Origin of the sequence: Occallatibacter sp., assembly GCF_036502485.1 — a bacterium.
In the GTDB taxonomy this organism is placed as follows: domain Bacteria; phylum Acidobacteriota; class Terriglobia; order Terriglobales; family Acidobacteriaceae; genus Telmatobacter.
In genome coordinates, this window is sequence record NZ_DASXYM010000071.1 from 11966 (window position 1) to 27161 (window position 15196).

Annotated in this window: 11 protein-coding genes; 7 read left to right on the forward strand and 4 right to left on the reverse strand. The window is 62.3% G+C overall.

Translation table 11 applies throughout. The annotated features are described in order from the left end of the window. Positions 1 to 311: 311 nt before the first annotated feature. Together VGL22_RS10540 and VGL22_RS10545 are read left to right on the forward strand one after the other, a co-directional pair. Positions 312 to 686, forward strand: a complete 375-nt coding sequence (locus VGL22_RS10540; protein WP_465266875.1) for a hypothetical protein — start codon at positions 312 to 314, stop codon at positions 684 to 686. Positions 687 to 727: 41 nt separating this feature from the next. Beyond that, complete coding sequence (locus VGL22_RS10545) at positions 728 to 1906, forward strand: baeRF10 domain-containing protein (protein WP_465266876.1); 1179 nt, start codon at positions 728 to 730, stop codon at positions 1904 to 1906. A gap of 133 nt (positions 1907 to 2039) precedes the next feature. Here the strand turns inward: VGL22_RS10545 and VGL22_RS10550 are convergent, their stop codons facing one another. Then, positions 2040 to 3053 (reverse strand): hypothetical protein, encoded by a 1014-nt coding sequence (locus VGL22_RS10550; protein WP_465266877.1) that lies wholly within the window; start codon positions 3051 to 3053, stop codon positions 2040 to 2042. A 245-nt stretch (positions 3054 to 3298) separates the two neighbouring features. Next, positions 3299 to 6103 carry an aconitate hydratase AcnA gene (acnA, locus tag VGL22_RS10555; RefSeq protein WP_465266878.1) on the reverse strand — a complete coding sequence of 935 codons (2805 nt, stop codon included), beginning with the start codon at positions 6101 to 6103 and terminating at the stop codon, positions 3299 to 3301. 319 nt (positions 6104 to 6422) lie between these two features. On the opposite strand from acnA, the gene VGL22_RS10560 reads away from it, so the two are divergent. Together VGL22_RS10560 and VGL22_RS10565 are read left to right on the forward strand one after the other, a co-directional pair. Further along, complete coding sequence (locus VGL22_RS10560; protein WP_465266879.1) at positions 6423 to 7193, forward strand: SDR family NAD(P)-dependent oxidoreductase; 771 nt, start codon at positions 6423 to 6425, stop codon at positions 7191 to 7193. A gap of 35 nt (positions 7194 to 7228) precedes the next feature. After that, the gene (locus VGL22_RS10565; protein WP_465266880.1) at positions 7229 to 8392 is read left to right on the forward strand and encodes an alpha/beta fold hydrolase; all 1164 of its coding nucleotides are present in this window, start codon (positions 7229 to 7231) and stop codon (positions 8390 to 8392) included. Between the two features lie 222 nt (positions 8393 to 8614). Here VGL22_RS10565 and VGL22_RS10570 read toward each other — a convergent pair whose 3' ends face one another. Continuing rightward, the gene (locus tag VGL22_RS10570; RefSeq protein WP_465266881.1) at positions 8615 to 9451 is read right to left on the reverse strand and encodes an amidohydrolase family protein; all 837 of its coding nucleotides are present in this window, start codon (positions 9449 to 9451) and stop codon (positions 8615 to 8617) included. A 77-nt stretch (positions 9452 to 9528) separates the two neighbouring features. Here VGL22_RS10570 and VGL22_RS10575 point away from each other — a divergent pair, with 77 nt between their 5' ends. The 3 genes from VGL22_RS10575 (at position 9529) to VGL22_RS10585 (ending at position 13221) form a co-directional block, all read left to right on the forward strand. Continuing rightward, positions 9529 to 11658, forward strand: coding sequence for a S9 family peptidase (locus tag VGL22_RS10575; protein WP_465266882.1), 2130 nt, complete (start codon positions 9529 to 9531; stop codon positions 11656 to 11658). Positions 11659 to 11765: 107 nt separating this feature from the next. Next, positions 11766 to 13064 (forward strand): ABC transporter permease, encoded by a 1299-nt coding sequence (locus tag VGL22_RS10580; RefSeq protein WP_465266883.1) that lies wholly within the window; start codon positions 11766 to 11768, stop codon positions 13062 to 13064. Then, complete coding sequence (locus VGL22_RS10585) at positions 13057 to 13221, forward strand: hypothetical protein (RefSeq protein ID WP_465266884.1); 165 nt, start codon at positions 13057 to 13059, stop codon at positions 13219 to 13221. The genes VGL22_RS10580 and VGL22_RS10585 overlap by 8 nt, the downstream gene beginning before the upstream one ends. 15 nt (positions 13222 to 13236) lie before the next feature. On the opposite strand, the gene VGL22_RS10590 is transcribed toward VGL22_RS10585, so the two are convergent. After that, positions 13237 to 15195 carry a YjhG/YagF family D-xylonate dehydratase gene (locus VGL22_RS10590; RefSeq protein WP_465266885.1) on the reverse strand — a complete coding sequence of 653 codons (1959 nt, stop codon included), beginning with the start codon at positions 15193 to 15195 and terminating at the stop codon, positions 13237 to 13239. Position 15196 lies beyond the last annotated feature (1 nt).

Below are 15196 nucleotides of genomic sequence, written 5' to 3' on the forward strand. Positions count from 1 at the left end.
GCCGGCTGCCGCCGAAGGAGACCCTTGAATGAAGAATGACCGGAAGGACAGGAACCCTAAAACCCCTGAAACCGAAAGGGTTCCTACATCTGTACCAGCTGTAGTGCTGGAGGAGAACAAGGCGAGTCAGGTCCACAGCAAGTCGCATGCCGCTCACCTGGAAGACACGAAGTTAGAGCCGCACAGCAAGCCTTCAGGCGACCTGCGCTTTTTGGCACCCTTCCCCACGGGCCGCAAGCAGCCTTGATGGTCTACGACGCGATGCGGCTGCGCAAGGTGCAGCCGCTTTCTTTTCCTTTGAGAGGACGCACATGGCAAAGCAGAAATCCCCCCACACCAATTCGCAGCAGAACAGCAGTTTCGCGCAAACCGATCTTAATCCGGACGACACGCCGCAGACCGTGCTGGAGGGCGAGGACGGACGGGCTTACGGGAACAATGATGGCGCGCAGACGGGCGGAAAGCGCTCGATGCGTGACGCCCCGAGTGCTGAAAATTCGCACAAAACCGAGCCGCAGCCGGTGGCCTACGAGGGCTCGGTGACCAGCCGCACAGCGCACGATGGGAGCAGACAAGGCATCTCCAACAGGTCTGCAGAGAGCGAAGCTGCGGGGCAGGAGAAGGTGGTGAGCCAGCGCGAGGACGCGCAGGCCGGACTGAATCACAGCGGAAAGGCTTCACGTTAGATTCTGACTTTACTGCGCGTCTGGCGCAGTCGGGAGTGAATGTGGCACTAGTGAATTCGAAGATCACATTGGATGAGTTGCAGGGACTGGCAAGCTTCTGGACCGAAGGCGGGGACGCAATTTCGGTGTACTACAAGGCGCCGGAACCGTCAGAACTTGCGCATCGCGAAGAGCCGCTTTTCGCGAAGGAGCAGATCAAACAGAAGCTGGGTGCGCTCAAAGGCTCGAGTCAGCCGGATCGCGCGGATGTGCAGCGGATCGTGGAGACCATCTCCGACCTGAAGGGCAATGGGGGTCGCGCCAAGGTGATCTTTGCGTGCAAGAGCAAAGGCATCTGGCGCGAATTTGACGCGCCGGGTGATTTCGGGTGCCGCATCGACATGGGCTCTAATTTCACGCTCGCTCCGTTGATTGCCCAGCAACAGGGACGACGGCGCTATTGCGTGGCGCTGGCGGACCGGAACCGGGCGCGGCTGTTGCTGCTGGAAGCGCGCGAGATCGCGGAACACAGCCAAATTCTGGATGAAGACGATAAGGAGAAGATCAGGACCACGGGGACGAGCAAGTCGGCGCATCTGGAGCGAAAGAAAGAGGAGCAGACGCGGAAGCATTTCTCGTTTCTCGCGGAGCATCTGCTGCATTTCCACGAGCACAAGGATTACGACTCCCTGCTGGTTGGGTGCCGCGAAGAGATGTGGCCGGCGATTGAGGCGGAGTTGCATCCGGAGCTCAAACGCATTCTGGTGGGTCACTTCAACTGCGATCCTGGTATGGCCGCGCGCGAGGAGATCCAGAAGAAGGCGCAGGCGCTGGTGGACGGGAAGGACCGCGAAGACGAGCAGCGGCTGATGGAACGAACGATGAGCGGCTTCGCCTCGAATGCGCTGGGCGCTGTGGGCATCCACGAGGTGATTGACGCACTGGAGAAGGGAGAGGTGCGCACGCTGCTGTGGACGAGCAAGCCCGACGGACAGCAGCACAGCGCCAGCCTTTGCGAGAACTGCGGACACCTTGAAGCGCAGGAGCTCAAGGCCTGCACGCTGTGCGGCGCGAAGATGCGGCTCTACCAAAACGCTGAAGAAGCGCTGCTGAGGCATGCGCTGGGCCGCAGCATCGAGGTGCGGGAGATGCACTATACGAAGCTGCCCATGCCGGATCGGATTGCCGCGTGGTTGCGATTCCGCGCGGAGATGAGCACGCCGCAGGCGCTGGCGTCGTGAGAGCAGCGGAGTTAACTGGATCAGCGAGTTAGCCGCGCTGCGCGCGTGGTGGCAAGTCAGCAGGTTGGCGGAAAGGCTCATGTGCAATAGCATGGGCCTTTCCTTTTTTGTTTTGGTTTCGCTTTGTGCTTGATCAGGCAGGCACGGTAGGGGCTTCGATGGGGGCGGCTGACGTTCGGCGCGCGGCAGCATAGAGCAGCAGGATTGTGCCCAGTGCGAGAACCGCGTTGCCGATGCGCATGGCCGCATCGGCTTTACCTGTCACGGGCTGCTGAATGAAGGCGTGCCACGCGTATGACAAGGCGGCGCCTCCGGCGAGGGAGAGGATGTGGAGGTTGTTCCAGCCGGCGTGGCGTGACCATGCTAAAGCCGCGATGATCATGACCAGATCGAGCGCCAGGTAGATGGCGACGGCGCCCCAGCCCCACGTGCGCGGAGCGACAAGGAAGATGGAGCAGGCGGCGAGTGAGAGTGCGCCGCTGATCCAGGGGTTGGGGGCGGTGCCAGGGCGCTTTTGATCGCTGCGGCGCGGCAGAAGGAACGCGGCGATTGCGACAACGATGCAGCACACAGCGGATACGGCGAGTTGCGTGCGCGATGCCATGAAGTGGTGGCTGTCGGTGTCGATTTGGTGCCTGGTCATCATGCAGGCGATGAGCACGAAGAGCACCGTGACGATGGCGAGGCCGAGGCCCTTGAGCCAGGGGGTGTGGGCCCGGCGAGGCACGAGGGCTTCCATGATGGCGATGGGGACAGAAATGCTCCACACGGTGTGGAGAGTGAGGACGAAGACTGTCCACCAGGCGCTGATGCCGAGCGCAGGGATGAATGCCGGCTCGAGCAGATGCAGGTGCAGACCAAGATAGTCAGGATTGAAGAGGGTCTGGGTGGTGAAGGCTTCTTCAAGGATGCCGTAGGCGAGGGCAAGCGTGAGGATGGTGGGCCATCCGCGGCCGGTACGGCGCGTGATCTCGCGAATGAGAATGGCGCCGCCGCCGTAGAAGGGCGCGAGGATCAGCAGGATACCGATCTGGGTAAGCGGAAAATCGCCGAGCAGAAATTCGGCGATCAGAGGGGAGAGAAAGAAGAGAGCGACTGCGGGTGCGATACGACGAAAGAAGGAGCCCATTGAGGAAGCTTCGCGCATTTGGCTGCCGCCCGCAACGGTAAAGATGGGATCAGCCGGGAGCCGCCTATTTAGGAATTCCAAGCATCTACAGTCCGCAACTAATCGCAGCTGTGGTACGCAGAAACCAATGAGCAGTTGCGGCAAAGCAGAAACACAGTCTGGACGCCGCAGTTGTCGACAAAGCTCTCTTCGGCACCACCTGCGACTCGGCTCCCTCGCAGGCAATTGTATGGCTGCGAGGGAGAATACCGATCCCAGGTCAGTTACTTTGACGCGAGTTGACGGAGGACGTACTGCAGAATGCCGCCGTGCCGGTAGTACTCGATCTCCTGCGGTGTGTCGATGCGGACTTTGGCTGTGAACTGTTTGTTTGTGCCGTCGGGGGTGGTGGCGCTGACCTTGAGGGTGCGTCCGTTGGCAAGTTTATCGGCAAGCAAATTGGTGAGGCCGGCGAAGTCGTAGGTCTCTTCACCGGTGAGGCCGAGGCTTTCGACGTTCTGGCCTTCTTCAAACTGCAAGGGGAGAATGCCCATTCCCACCAGATTGGAGCGGTGGATACGCTCGAAGCTTTCGGCAATGACAGCCTTCACGCCCAGCAGGTTCGGCCCCTTGGCTGCCCAGTCGCGCGAGGAGCCGGAGCCGTATTCCTTGCCCGCCAGGATGACCAGCGGAACATTGCGCTCGGCGTATTGCACGCTGGCGTCAAAGATGGACATCTGCTCGCCTTCGGGGAGCAGCCGGGTGACGCCGCCTTCCGTGCCGGGGGCCAGTTTGTTGCGCAGGCGGACGTTGGCGAAGGTGCCGCGGACCATGGTTTCGTGATTGCCGCGACGCGAGCCGTAGGAGTTGAAGTCAGCGTTCTTGACGCCGTGCTCGGTGAGGTACTTGCCGGCAGGGCCGCTTGCTTTTATATTGCCGGCGGGCGAAATGTGATCCGTGGTGACGGAGTCGCCGAGGACTGCGAGGACACGGGCGTTGAGGATGTCGGTGACAGGTGCCGGCTCCTTCGTGATGCCGTCGAAGTAAGGAGCCTTGCGGATGTAAGTGGAATCGGGCTCCCACTGGTAGGTGTCGCCGGTGGGGAAGCTGAGGCTCTGCCAGTTGGCGTCGCCGTCAGATACGTGGGCGTATTCGCGGCGGAAGCCTTCGCTGGAGATGCCCTTCTCGATGGCAGCGGCGACCTCGGCCTGCGTGGGCCACAGATCGCGGAGATAGACGGGGTGGCCGTTCTGGTCCGAGCCCAGCGGGTCAGCGTCGAAGTTGTGGCCGATTTTGCCGGCCAGCGCGTAGGCGACGACGAGCGGCGGAGACATGAGGTAATTGGCGCGTACGTCGACGTTCACGCGGCCCTCGAAATTGCGATTGCCCGAGAGCACGCTGACGGCGACGAGGCCGTGCTCGTTGATGGCTGTCGATACATCTTCCGGCAGCGGGCCGGAGTTGCCAATACAAGTGGTGCAGCCGTAGCCGACCACATTGAAGCGGAGCTTTTCGAGATAGGGCAGCAGGCCGGACTTCTCGTAGTAATCGGTGACGACACGAGAGCCGGGCGCGAGGGAGGTCTTGACCCAGGGTGGGACGGTGAGGCCCTTCTCGACGGCCTTCTTGGCGAGGATGCCGGCGGCCACCATGACGGAGGGGTTGGAGGTGTTGGTACAGCTGGTGATGGCGGCGATGACGACGGAGCCGTGATCGAGGTACTTGTCGGGGTCAACGTTGAAGCGCTCCTTTACGGTGGTGGTCACGTGGAGCGGTGCGACTTCAGCGACGGCGGTTGCGGTGGAGGCGTCGGTGACGGAAGTCTGGCGCGACCAGGCTTCCGCGGTGCGCGAGCCGAGGGGCTTGGCTGTGGGCGCGAGCAGAGACGGAAGCTGCTGCTGGAAGCTGGCGGCGGTGTCTTTGAGGAGCACGCGATCCTGCGGGCGCTTGGGGCCGGCGACGCTGGGCTCTACGGTAGCGAGATCGAGTTCCAGGGTCTGCGTGTAATCGGCTTGGGGCGTGCCCGCGGCGTGGAAGAGGCTCTGCTCCTTGTAATACGCCTCGACGAGCGCGATATGCTCTTCAGCACGGCCGGTGAGACGGAGGTAGCGGAGGGTTTCGGCGTCAACTGGGAAGATGCCGCAGGTGGCGCCGTACTCGGGCGCCATGTTGCTGATGGTGGCGCGATCAGCGAGCGGGAGTTCCGCGATGCCGGGGCCGAAGAACTCGACGAACTTGCCGACGACGCCCAGTTTGCGCAATGCCTGCGTGACGGTGAGGACAAGGTCAGTAGCGGTAGCGCCTTCGCGCAGCTTGCCGGTGAGCTTATATCCGACGACCTGCGGGACCAGCATGGAGACGGGCTGGCCGAGCATGGCGGCCTCGGCCTCAATGCCGCCGACGCCCCAGCCGAGGACGCCGAGTCCATTGATCATGGTGGTGTGGGAGTCGGTGCCGACGAGGGTGTCAGGGTAGGCGAGGGATTCGCCGCTTTCGTCCGTGGTGAAGACGACGCGGGCAAGGTATTCAAGATTGACCTGGTGGCAGATGCCCATGCCGGGAGGAACCGCGCTGAAGTTGCGGAAGGCAGTCTGGCCCCACTTGAGGAAAGCGTAGCGCTCGCGGTTGCGCTGGAACTCCAGGAAGGAGTTGGCGTCATACGCCTTGGACGTTCCGAACTCATCGACCTGCACGGAGTGGTCGATGACCAGCTCGGCGGGGATGAGGGGATTGACGCGCTCGGGATCGCCCCCGAGGGTCTTGATGGCGTCGCGCATGGCGGCGAGGTCAACGATGGCGGGGACGCCGGTGAAGTCCTGCATGAGCACGCGGGCCGGCATATAGGCGATCTCGCGGCTAGGTTCGGCCTTAGCGTCCCAGTTGGCGAGGAAGGCGATGTCGTCGGCGGTGACGTTCACGCCGTCTTCGCGGCGAAGCAGGTTTTCAAGCATAATTTTGAGCGAGAAGGGGAGGCGGCTGAGGTTGAAGCCTTTGGCCTCGAGCGCGGGGAGGCGGAAGATCGTATAAGATTTGGCGCCGGACTGGAGGGTGGCGCGGCTGGCGAAGCTGTTCGGGTTCTGGGTACTCACGGGAATTGTGCCTTTCTATCCGCGGGCGAGCGGATCGATCTCGAGTCGAAGGTCTCCGGCGTGCCGCGCCGGGGTTCCGGGGCCGGTGACGGGGGCCGCGGGACGGGAAGAATCGTCGCAAAGAAGGGTAATCAGCGGCGCTGGGCAGCGTCTACGGTCAGCGTCCACGATCGGGGTGGCCGCGGCGGAAGCGCTTGAGCGGAGGCGGAGCGGGATGGGCACTGCGGGGAGGCATGATTCCGCACACAATTTTAGCGCGTCGGGAATGGGGTTGGGAACAGGCGGCCGGTTGGGCAGGCGGGTCGGGTAAGTTAGGGGCATGCGTGTTGCGATTGTTACGGGCGCGGCCCAGGGAATCGGACGCCGAACCGCGGAGGTGCTGGCGGAGGCAGGTTATGCCCTCGCTCTGCTCGATGTGAAGTCGTGCGCAGTTACGCTCGCAGAGGTGCGAGGCCGCGGTGCGGAGGCAGAGGAGTTTCTCGGCGACCTCTCAGATGAGCCGGTTGTGGCTGCGGCTGCCGAGGGAGTGAAGAGACGCTGGGGACGCGCCGATGTGCTGGTGAACAATGCGGGGATCAGCTTCATTGCACCGGCCGAATCGGTAGAGGGCGCGGCCTTCCTGCGTGTACTCGAGGTGAACCTGCTGGCGCCTTTTCTGCTGGCGAAAGCGTTTGGGGCGATGATGCTGGAGCAGAGGAGCGGCAGTATCATAAATGTCGCTTCGATTGCAGGGCTGGTGGGGATTGCCGATCGCGCGGCTTACAACGCGTCAAAGCATGGGTTGATTGGGCTGACGCGGACGCTGGCCGCGGAGTGGGGTGGGCGCGGAGTCCGGGTGAATGCAGTGTGCCCTGGATGGGTGAAGACGGAGATGGACGTGGCCGATCAGGCGGGGGGCAGCTACAGCGACGCCGACATTGAAGGCGTGAACCCGATGGGGCGTTTTGCAAAGCCCGACGATATTGCGCGCGCCATCTTGTTTCTGGCAGACCCGCAGCAGAGCGGATTCATCAATGGGCATGCGCTGGCGGTGGATGGCGGTTGGACGGTGGATGGGAGTTGGCAGAGCCTCAGGATGCGGAAACGGTAGCGAACTGATTTTCATTTTCTGATCGGAGCTGATGAATGCACTCATTCAGGTCTCTTGCCCATCTGGCGGCTCTAGCTTTTGCGACCGCGGCCGTCGCACAGACACCATCAACGCAGCAAGCGCAGCACACGTCATGGCCGACGAAAGATGGGTGGGTGACGGTGCGCGACTTCAGGTTCGGCACGGGGGAGACGCTGCCGGACTTGAAGCTGCATTACCTCACGCTGGGCGAGATGCATCGCAATGCTACGGGGCACGTGGATAATGCGGTTTTGCTGCTGCATGGGACGGGCGGCAATTCGCAGTCGCTGCTGAATCCGGTTTTCAGCGATGTGCTGTTTGTGCCGGGCGGGGTGCTGGACGTGCAGAAGTACTTCATCATTCTGCCGGACGAGATTGGCCATGGGCAGAGTTCGAAGCCGTCGGACGGTATGCACGCGCACTTCCCTGCCTACGACTATGACGACATGGTACGCGCGGACCGCGGGATGCTTGACGAGATGAAGGTGGATCATCTGCGCCTGATTCTGGGCACGTCTATGGGCTGCATGCAGGGGTTTGTGTGGGGCGAGACGTATCCCGACTTCATGGATGCACTGGCGCCGTTTGCGTGCCTGCCGGTGGAGATTGCTGGCCGGAACCGCATGATGCGTTACATGGCCATTGAAGACATCAAGCTGGACCCGGCGTGGCAGGGCGGCGAGTACAAAACGGAACCGCAGGACGGGTTGCGCGGCGCCAACGAGATGCTGCTGGTGATGGGCTCGGCGCCCCAGGTGATGCAGAAGACGGCGCCGACGAGGGTGAAGTCTGAGGAGTATGTCGACAAATACCTGGCGCGAACGATGGCGAGCACCGATGCAAACGACATGATCTTTTATCTGAATGCGAGCCGGAACTACAATCCCGAGGCGAAGCTGGAGACGATCAAGGCGCCGGTACTGTGGATCAACTCGGCGGACGACTTTATTAATCCGCCGGAGTTGGGGATTGCGGAGAAGGAAGTGAAGAACATTATGCACGGGCGATTCATTCTGCTCCCGATCAGCGAGCAGACGCGCGGGCACGGGACGCACACGGTGGCGGCAGTCTGGAAGGAGTATCTGGCTGCATTCATGCGGCAGACGGAGCCGAAGCAGGCGTCGGGACTGATGGCGCTCAGCCCGGAGAAAAATACCGTGCCAGACTGGCCCTGGTAGTCCGGCACGGTGCAAAGGACCTTGGCGAGAGCTGTAAATACGGTCTTGAGTTGATCTCCTTAAGGCTGGATTCGGCGGCTTCTGGAGCGCGTCCTTGCGCGCTACCCGCGACGGCAGGCTCATGACCTGCCTGCAGTATAGGTTCGAATGGACATGCAAAAACGGCCTGCGACAATGGAATGACAAGCTTGGGACAATTCGCAGCGAATTGAGGCGTGCAGCCTATGCAGGCAGTCGGTAGAAGTTGGTGCAGTTTCCTCCCAGCACCGCATCCTGCTGCGCGGAGGGAAGCTGCGCGATGTAATCCATCACAACGCGCATGGTGGACCTGTACGTCGCAGCCACGGTGCACACGGGCCAGTCAGAGCCGATCATGATGCGCTCCGGGCCGAATGCCTCGAATACCACATCAAGATAGGAATGGAAATCGTGCGCCTGCCACTCTTTCCAGCGCGCCTCGGTGACCATGCCTGACACCTTGCAGCAGACATTCTCGAGTTGCGCGAGGGCGCGGATGTCGGTATTCCATGGCTCCAGCGCACCTTGTGCGATCAGGGGCTTGGCGATGTGATCGAGCACGAATCGCTGACCGGGGAACTCCGCTGCCAGTTTGAGAGCGGGCTTGAGTTGGCGGGGGTAGATGAGCAGGTCATAGGCAAGGCCGAACTCCGCGAGCTGCGCGATGCCGCGGCGGAAATCCGCGCGCAACAGGAATGCGTCGTCGGGCTCATCCTGTACTACGTGGCGCACTCCGACGAACCGGGGATTGCGCGTGAATTCATGCAATTGGGCGCGGAGTTGCGCAGAGCGCAGGTCGACCCATCCGACAACGCCGCGAATGAAGTGGTGCCGGCCGGCGAGTTCGAGCAGCCAGCGGGTCTCTTCCAACGTCTGCCGCGCCTGCACCGCTACGCATCCGTCGAAGCCGCAGTCATCCAGGAGCGGCTTCAGATCCTGCGGCAGGAAATCGCGCCGCAGTCCGGCCATGGCTTCGTTAATCCACCCGTACTCTACCGGGTCGTATTGCCAGAAGTGCTGATGAGCGTCCATCCGCTTCATGACTATGTATATTCCCCGCTGGTTCCGGCCTTTCGTGGTTTCGCAATCTTCGCCGCGAGCGCAATTATATTGCTCCTATGCGCTTCCAACGCCTGTGCCTTGCGATCGGGTTCGCAAGCCTTTCGGTTGCCGCCGCTGCCGCGAACGGGCAGGCGAGCAAGCCGCCCATCACCCTAGACGAGTTCTTCAACACCACCGGCATCACCTCCACGGCGCTCTCGCCCGACGGCACGGCCGCGGCGATCGCAACGGAATCACCCGATTGGAAGAACAATTCGTACCGGCACGAGTTGTGGCTGTGGAGCGAGACGGGAGGTCTTCGACCGCTGGCTCACATGGGCAATGAGGCGTCTCCCGCGTTCAGTCCTGACGGCAAATGGATCGCCTTCGTCAGCGACCGTCCGCTGCCGAACGAGGCGCCGCAGGCAGACGGCGTGGAAAGCGGCGCGAGTGGCGATGACAACAAGGCCAGCCGTTTGTGGGTTCTTTCGGTTAGCGGCGGTGAGGCGCTGCCTCTGTATACGCAGAAGCTGGATGTGCACTCGTTCGCGTGGTCAGCAGACGGAGCATCGATTTACTACTCCGTAACGCAGCCGCTCACACAAGAGCAGCAGACCGCCCAGAAGGAGGAGTGGAAAGACGTGATCCGCTGGAGGGAGCAGAATCGCGGCGATCTGCTGCTGAAGGAGGCTGTCGCTCCTGCCCTGGCGGCTGCCGTCGCCGTTGCTCCTCCTTATGCAGACAAGGATGATGGGGACAAGAAGAAGAATGTGCCGGTTGTGCCGACGGGTGCAGAGACGATTGCGCGGAGTATCTTCGCGATCGGCGAGATTGCGCCATCACCCGACGGCAACACCATCGCCTTCCAGACCGAGCCCGTACACCACCGCATGGAGGGCCCTTCGAATTATGAGATTTACGCGGTGAGCACAAGCGGGGGCGATGTTCGCCAGCTCACGCACAATGAAGCCTCTGAGTCGAACGTCCGCTGGTCGAAGGACAGCCACTCTCTTTTCTTTGCGGTCACCGCGGCATCGGGATCGCTGGAAGGCAAATACCGCGATGTGCAGGGGCGCCTTTACCGAATGGACTTCGCCAGCGGCAAAGTCGAGCGCCTGGGCTCCAGCTTTGACGGCACATTCGACCAGTTCGCACTCTTGCCCGACGGGCGCGAGATCGCTCTGGGTATGAAGGGCACGGAGACGCAGCTCTATGTGATTGACGGCGACAAGGCCACGAAGCTGCCTGGGCGGCCCGGCACCTATGGCGGCCTGACAACGGCTCTGCACTCAAGTGCACTGGCGCTGCGCCACTCGACGATCGGGGAGCCTACGCAGGTTTATCTTTCGGCTGACCCGCTCCACCCTGACCAGCTCAAGGCGCTCACCAGCTTCAACCCGGTGTTCGCGCAGCGCGCGCAGCCTGAATGGCAGCCCTATACGTGGACCTCTGACGATGGGGTGAAGGTAGAGGGAGTACTGCTCTATCCGCCGGGCAAGAAGGGCGCGAAGCATCTACGCATGTTCACGCTGATTCACGGTGGCCCAGCCGATGCGGACGGCAACAAATTCGGCGCCGACTGGTATGACTGGGCCACGCTGGCCGCGGCCGATGGCTGGCTCGTGTTTCGTCCCAACTATCGCGGCTCGTCGGGATATGGGGATGAATTCATGCTGCAGATTGCGCCGCACCTGGTCTCGAAGCCGGGCCGCGATATCCTGACCGGCGTGGACGCGCTGGTAAAGGACGGCATTGCCGATCCCGACCACCTCGCCATCGGAGGCTACAGTTACGGCGGGTACATGACCGACTGGCTTATTACGCAGACCACGCGATTCAAATCGGCGGTGACCGGCGCGGGTGCCGTTGAGCATGCCGCCAACTGGGGCAACGACGACGAGAGCTGGGACGACGCCTGGTACCTGGGAGGCCGTCCGTGGGAGACCCCGGCACTCTACCAGAGTGAAGCGGCTCTGTTCCAGTTCGACAAGGTCAAGACTCCCACACACCTGGTGCAGGGCGGTGCGGACATCCGCGTCAGCTATCTGGAAGGCGTGACCATGGAGCGCGCTCTCGACTCGCTGGGCATCCCCCACACGTTTCTCGTGTTTCCGGGCGAGGGGCACGGACTGGGCAAAAACCCCTGGCACGGCTACATAAAGGTCCGCGAGGAGCTGAAATGGCTCGACAAATACGACCATCCTTAGGTCCCAACCCCGTCCAACTATCATGAAAGCAGGGGCTCCCGGCATATTTGCGGAAGCCCGAACGCCCGTTCGCGCATCTTCAATCGTAGAGCGGCCCGTGTGGTCCTATGAACCCAGTCACTGAACAAGCCCGGCCTGCCAACCAGCAAAACCGTCGCGCCTCCTTCGAGGCCACGCTGCGCAGCGCCCGCCGCACCATGGTGCTGAGCGAGATTTTGAAGATTGCGCTCGACAGTTTCCGGGCCAGCAAGGTGCGTTTCATGCTCACTGCCCTGGGCATGGTGATCGGCACGGCGTCGGTGATCCTGGTGGTGACCATCGGCCTGACCGGCAAGCAATTTATCCTGACGGAAATCCAGAAGATCGGCACCAACGAAGTCGAGCTCGAGTACGCGGGCGGCGGCGCGTCAGGGTCGGAGAACGTGGTCTACAACGACTTTCTCACGCGCGACGACGAGAAGGCCGTGAATGCGCAGTTGCCGGGCGTCCTGTACTCCTCACCTGTGCTGCAGATGAACACCCGCATCAGCTTTGGCGGCGGGGTGGTGAAAGATACGCTCGTTCTAGGCGTGAGCCCGCAGTATCGCAACATTCGCAACCTGCTGGTGCCGTATGGCCGGTTTATTGATGAGACCGACGAGAATGCCCACATCAAGTGCGCTGTGGTCACCGAAACCTTCGCCAAGCTGCGCTACGGCAGCTCGGAAGACGCCGTTGGACGCGAATTCGAGATCAGCGGCATTCCGTTCACCATCATCGGGATCTTTCGCCAGAGCGTGAGCGACTTTGGACAATCGGAGATCGCGGACGAAACCATCCTGATTCCCTTCTCCGTGGCGCGTGTGTTCTCCGGCACTGAAAATCTGAAACAGATTTACTTCTCTATGCGCAGCATGGCGGAGGTGCCGGACGCCACCAACGAGATCAAGCGCATCGTCAGTTCACGCCACCGACCGAACTCGGTGTATAAAACGCAGGATTTGCGCGAAGTGCTGAACATGGCTGCCACGGTTTCAAATATTCTGACTGCCGTGCTGGTGCTGGTGGCGGCGGTGACGCTGGCCGTAGGCGGCGTGGGGATCATGAATATCATGCTGGCCACGGTGCGTGCACGCATACGTGAAATCGGCATACGCAAAGCTCTGGGCGCCACCTATCGCGAGATCAAGCTGCAATTCCTCGCGGAAGCCATCATCATCTCGCTGGCCGGAGGAGTGATCGGCACGGCGGTGGGGTTGACCCTTCCACTCTCTGTGCGCTTCTTTACCGATTATTCGCTACCCATCTCGGGATGGTCGATCTTGATCGCCCTGACTGCCGCTACTGCGGTGGGCATAGTGTTTGGCACCGTTCCCGCAACCCGCGCCGCGCAGATGGACCCGGTAGAATCTCTCAAATATGAGTGAGCCCGGCCAGCCGCGCAGCTCTGGCGAAGAAAGCGATGTTGAGAAGGCGCCCCGCACGATTAACCTGTGGCTGGTCTACGGGCTGATGTTCCTGGCGCTGCTTGTGGCGATAGGGGTGGCGCTGATGATTGTTCTGCCGTTTTATCAGCGACGCTAGTACGACACGGCTCAGCTAATTATTGGAATCGAGCGCCGCGACGATTTTTTCCGTATCGTAGACGCATCCGCCCCACACGCCTCCACTTGCATGCACCAGAGCAGCCCACAGGCGCGTATCCTCCGGCAAATCCGGATGGGGTCGCAGATCCGCGCGCGGGCTGCGGGCAGCCAGCTGCCGTGTGCCTTCGTCCGCGCCGAATTCCCCTGAAGCATCTCCGACCAGATGCACCGCTCCTGTGAGGCGCGCGCGATCGACCATGATATCGATGAGATCGCCCTCGCTCACCTTTCCGATGGGACCTCCCGCAAGCGCCTCCGGCGACACATGCCCGATGCATGCGCCGGTGGACACACCGCTGAATCGCGCATCCGTGATCACCGCGACATGCTTGCAATGGGGCAGCATCTTCAGCGCCGACGTGACCTGGTACGTCTCCTGCATGCCCGCGCCCCTGGGGCCGCCGCAGATCAGCACGACGACATCGCCATGACCGATGCGGCCGGACTTGATGGCTTCGATGGCGGCTTCTTCCGTGGTAAACACGCGGGCCGGTCCGCGATGGTGATACACGTTGGCGTCGTCAATCAGCGAGGGATCGATGGCGGTGCTTTTGATGACCGATCCTTCCGGAGCCAGGTTGCCGGTTGGGAAACAGACCGTGGATGTAAGCCCGCGGGAACGCGCACGATCGGGGCTCATGATGACTTCGTCAGGATCGATGTTGTCCAGTTGTTGCAATTCCCTGCGCAGCGCGGCTCGGCGTTCGCTTTTTTCCCACCAGTCCAGGGAGACCTCCAGCTTTTCGCCGGTAACGGTCTTCACGGTTGTGTCGAGGAGGCCTGCGGCACGGAGGTGCAGCATCACCTCGGGGACTGCGCCGGCAAGGAACACCTGCACGGTGGCAAAGCCGCGGGGGCCGTTGGGCAGCGCATCTACCAGGCGCGGAACCTCACGATTGACTTCGGCCCAATCTTCAACACTCGGCCTGCGCAGCCCGGCATGAAAGGCGATCGCCGGGATATGCAGCAACAAATTCGTCGACCCGCCGAAGGCCGCGTGCAGCACCATGGCGTTGCGCAGCGCAGCCGGCGTGAGCACGTCGCGGACACCGATGCCAGCCTGGTGCATGCGCAGAAGCGCGCGTGCAGACCGCTTCGCCGCGTCGAGCCAGATGGGATGTCCGGAGGGCGCGAGCGCAGTGTGCGGCAGGGAAAGCCCGAGCGCCTCGCCTACCACCTGCGAGGTGGCGGCCGTGCCCAGGAACTGGCATCCTCCTCCGGGTGACGCGCACGCTTTGCATCCCATCTCGGCCGCGTACTCGAGTGTGATCTGCTGCTGGGCAAAGCGGGCGCCGATGGTCTGCACCTTGCCGGCATCCTCGCCTTGCTCCGGCAGCAGCGTGACGCCGCCCGGGACGAGTACGGCGGGGAGCGCACCTGAGGAAGCGAGGGCCATCATCATGGCGGGCAAGCCCTTGTCGCAGGTGGCCACGCCCAACACGCCGCGGCGCGTGGGCAGCGAGCGCATGAGTCGCCGCAACACCATGGCCGCGTCATTGCGATAGGGCAGCGAATCCATCATGCCGGTGGTGCCCTGTGTGCGCCCGTCGCACGGATCCGTGCATGCGCCCGCGAACGGCACGGCCTGCAGCAACTTCAATTCGCGTGCAGCCCCGGCAACCAGCAGCCCGACCTCCCAGTGGCCGCTGTGAAAGCCGAGCGCGATGGGTGAGCCGTCCTCGGCGCGCAGTCCGCCGTGGGTGCTGAGAATGAGGAACTCGGGATCGAGCACACGGGCGGGATCCCAGCCCATGCCGGCGTTCTGCGTAAGTCCAAAGAGATTGCCGGAAGGCGCGTTGCGCAGCATCTCCGCAGTGATAGGCAGCGCGCCTTGCGGACCGCGCGCATGCGTGGCGATGCGGAACAGATCATCGCCCGCGGATTCGATGACCGACTCGAAAGTAACTGGCATG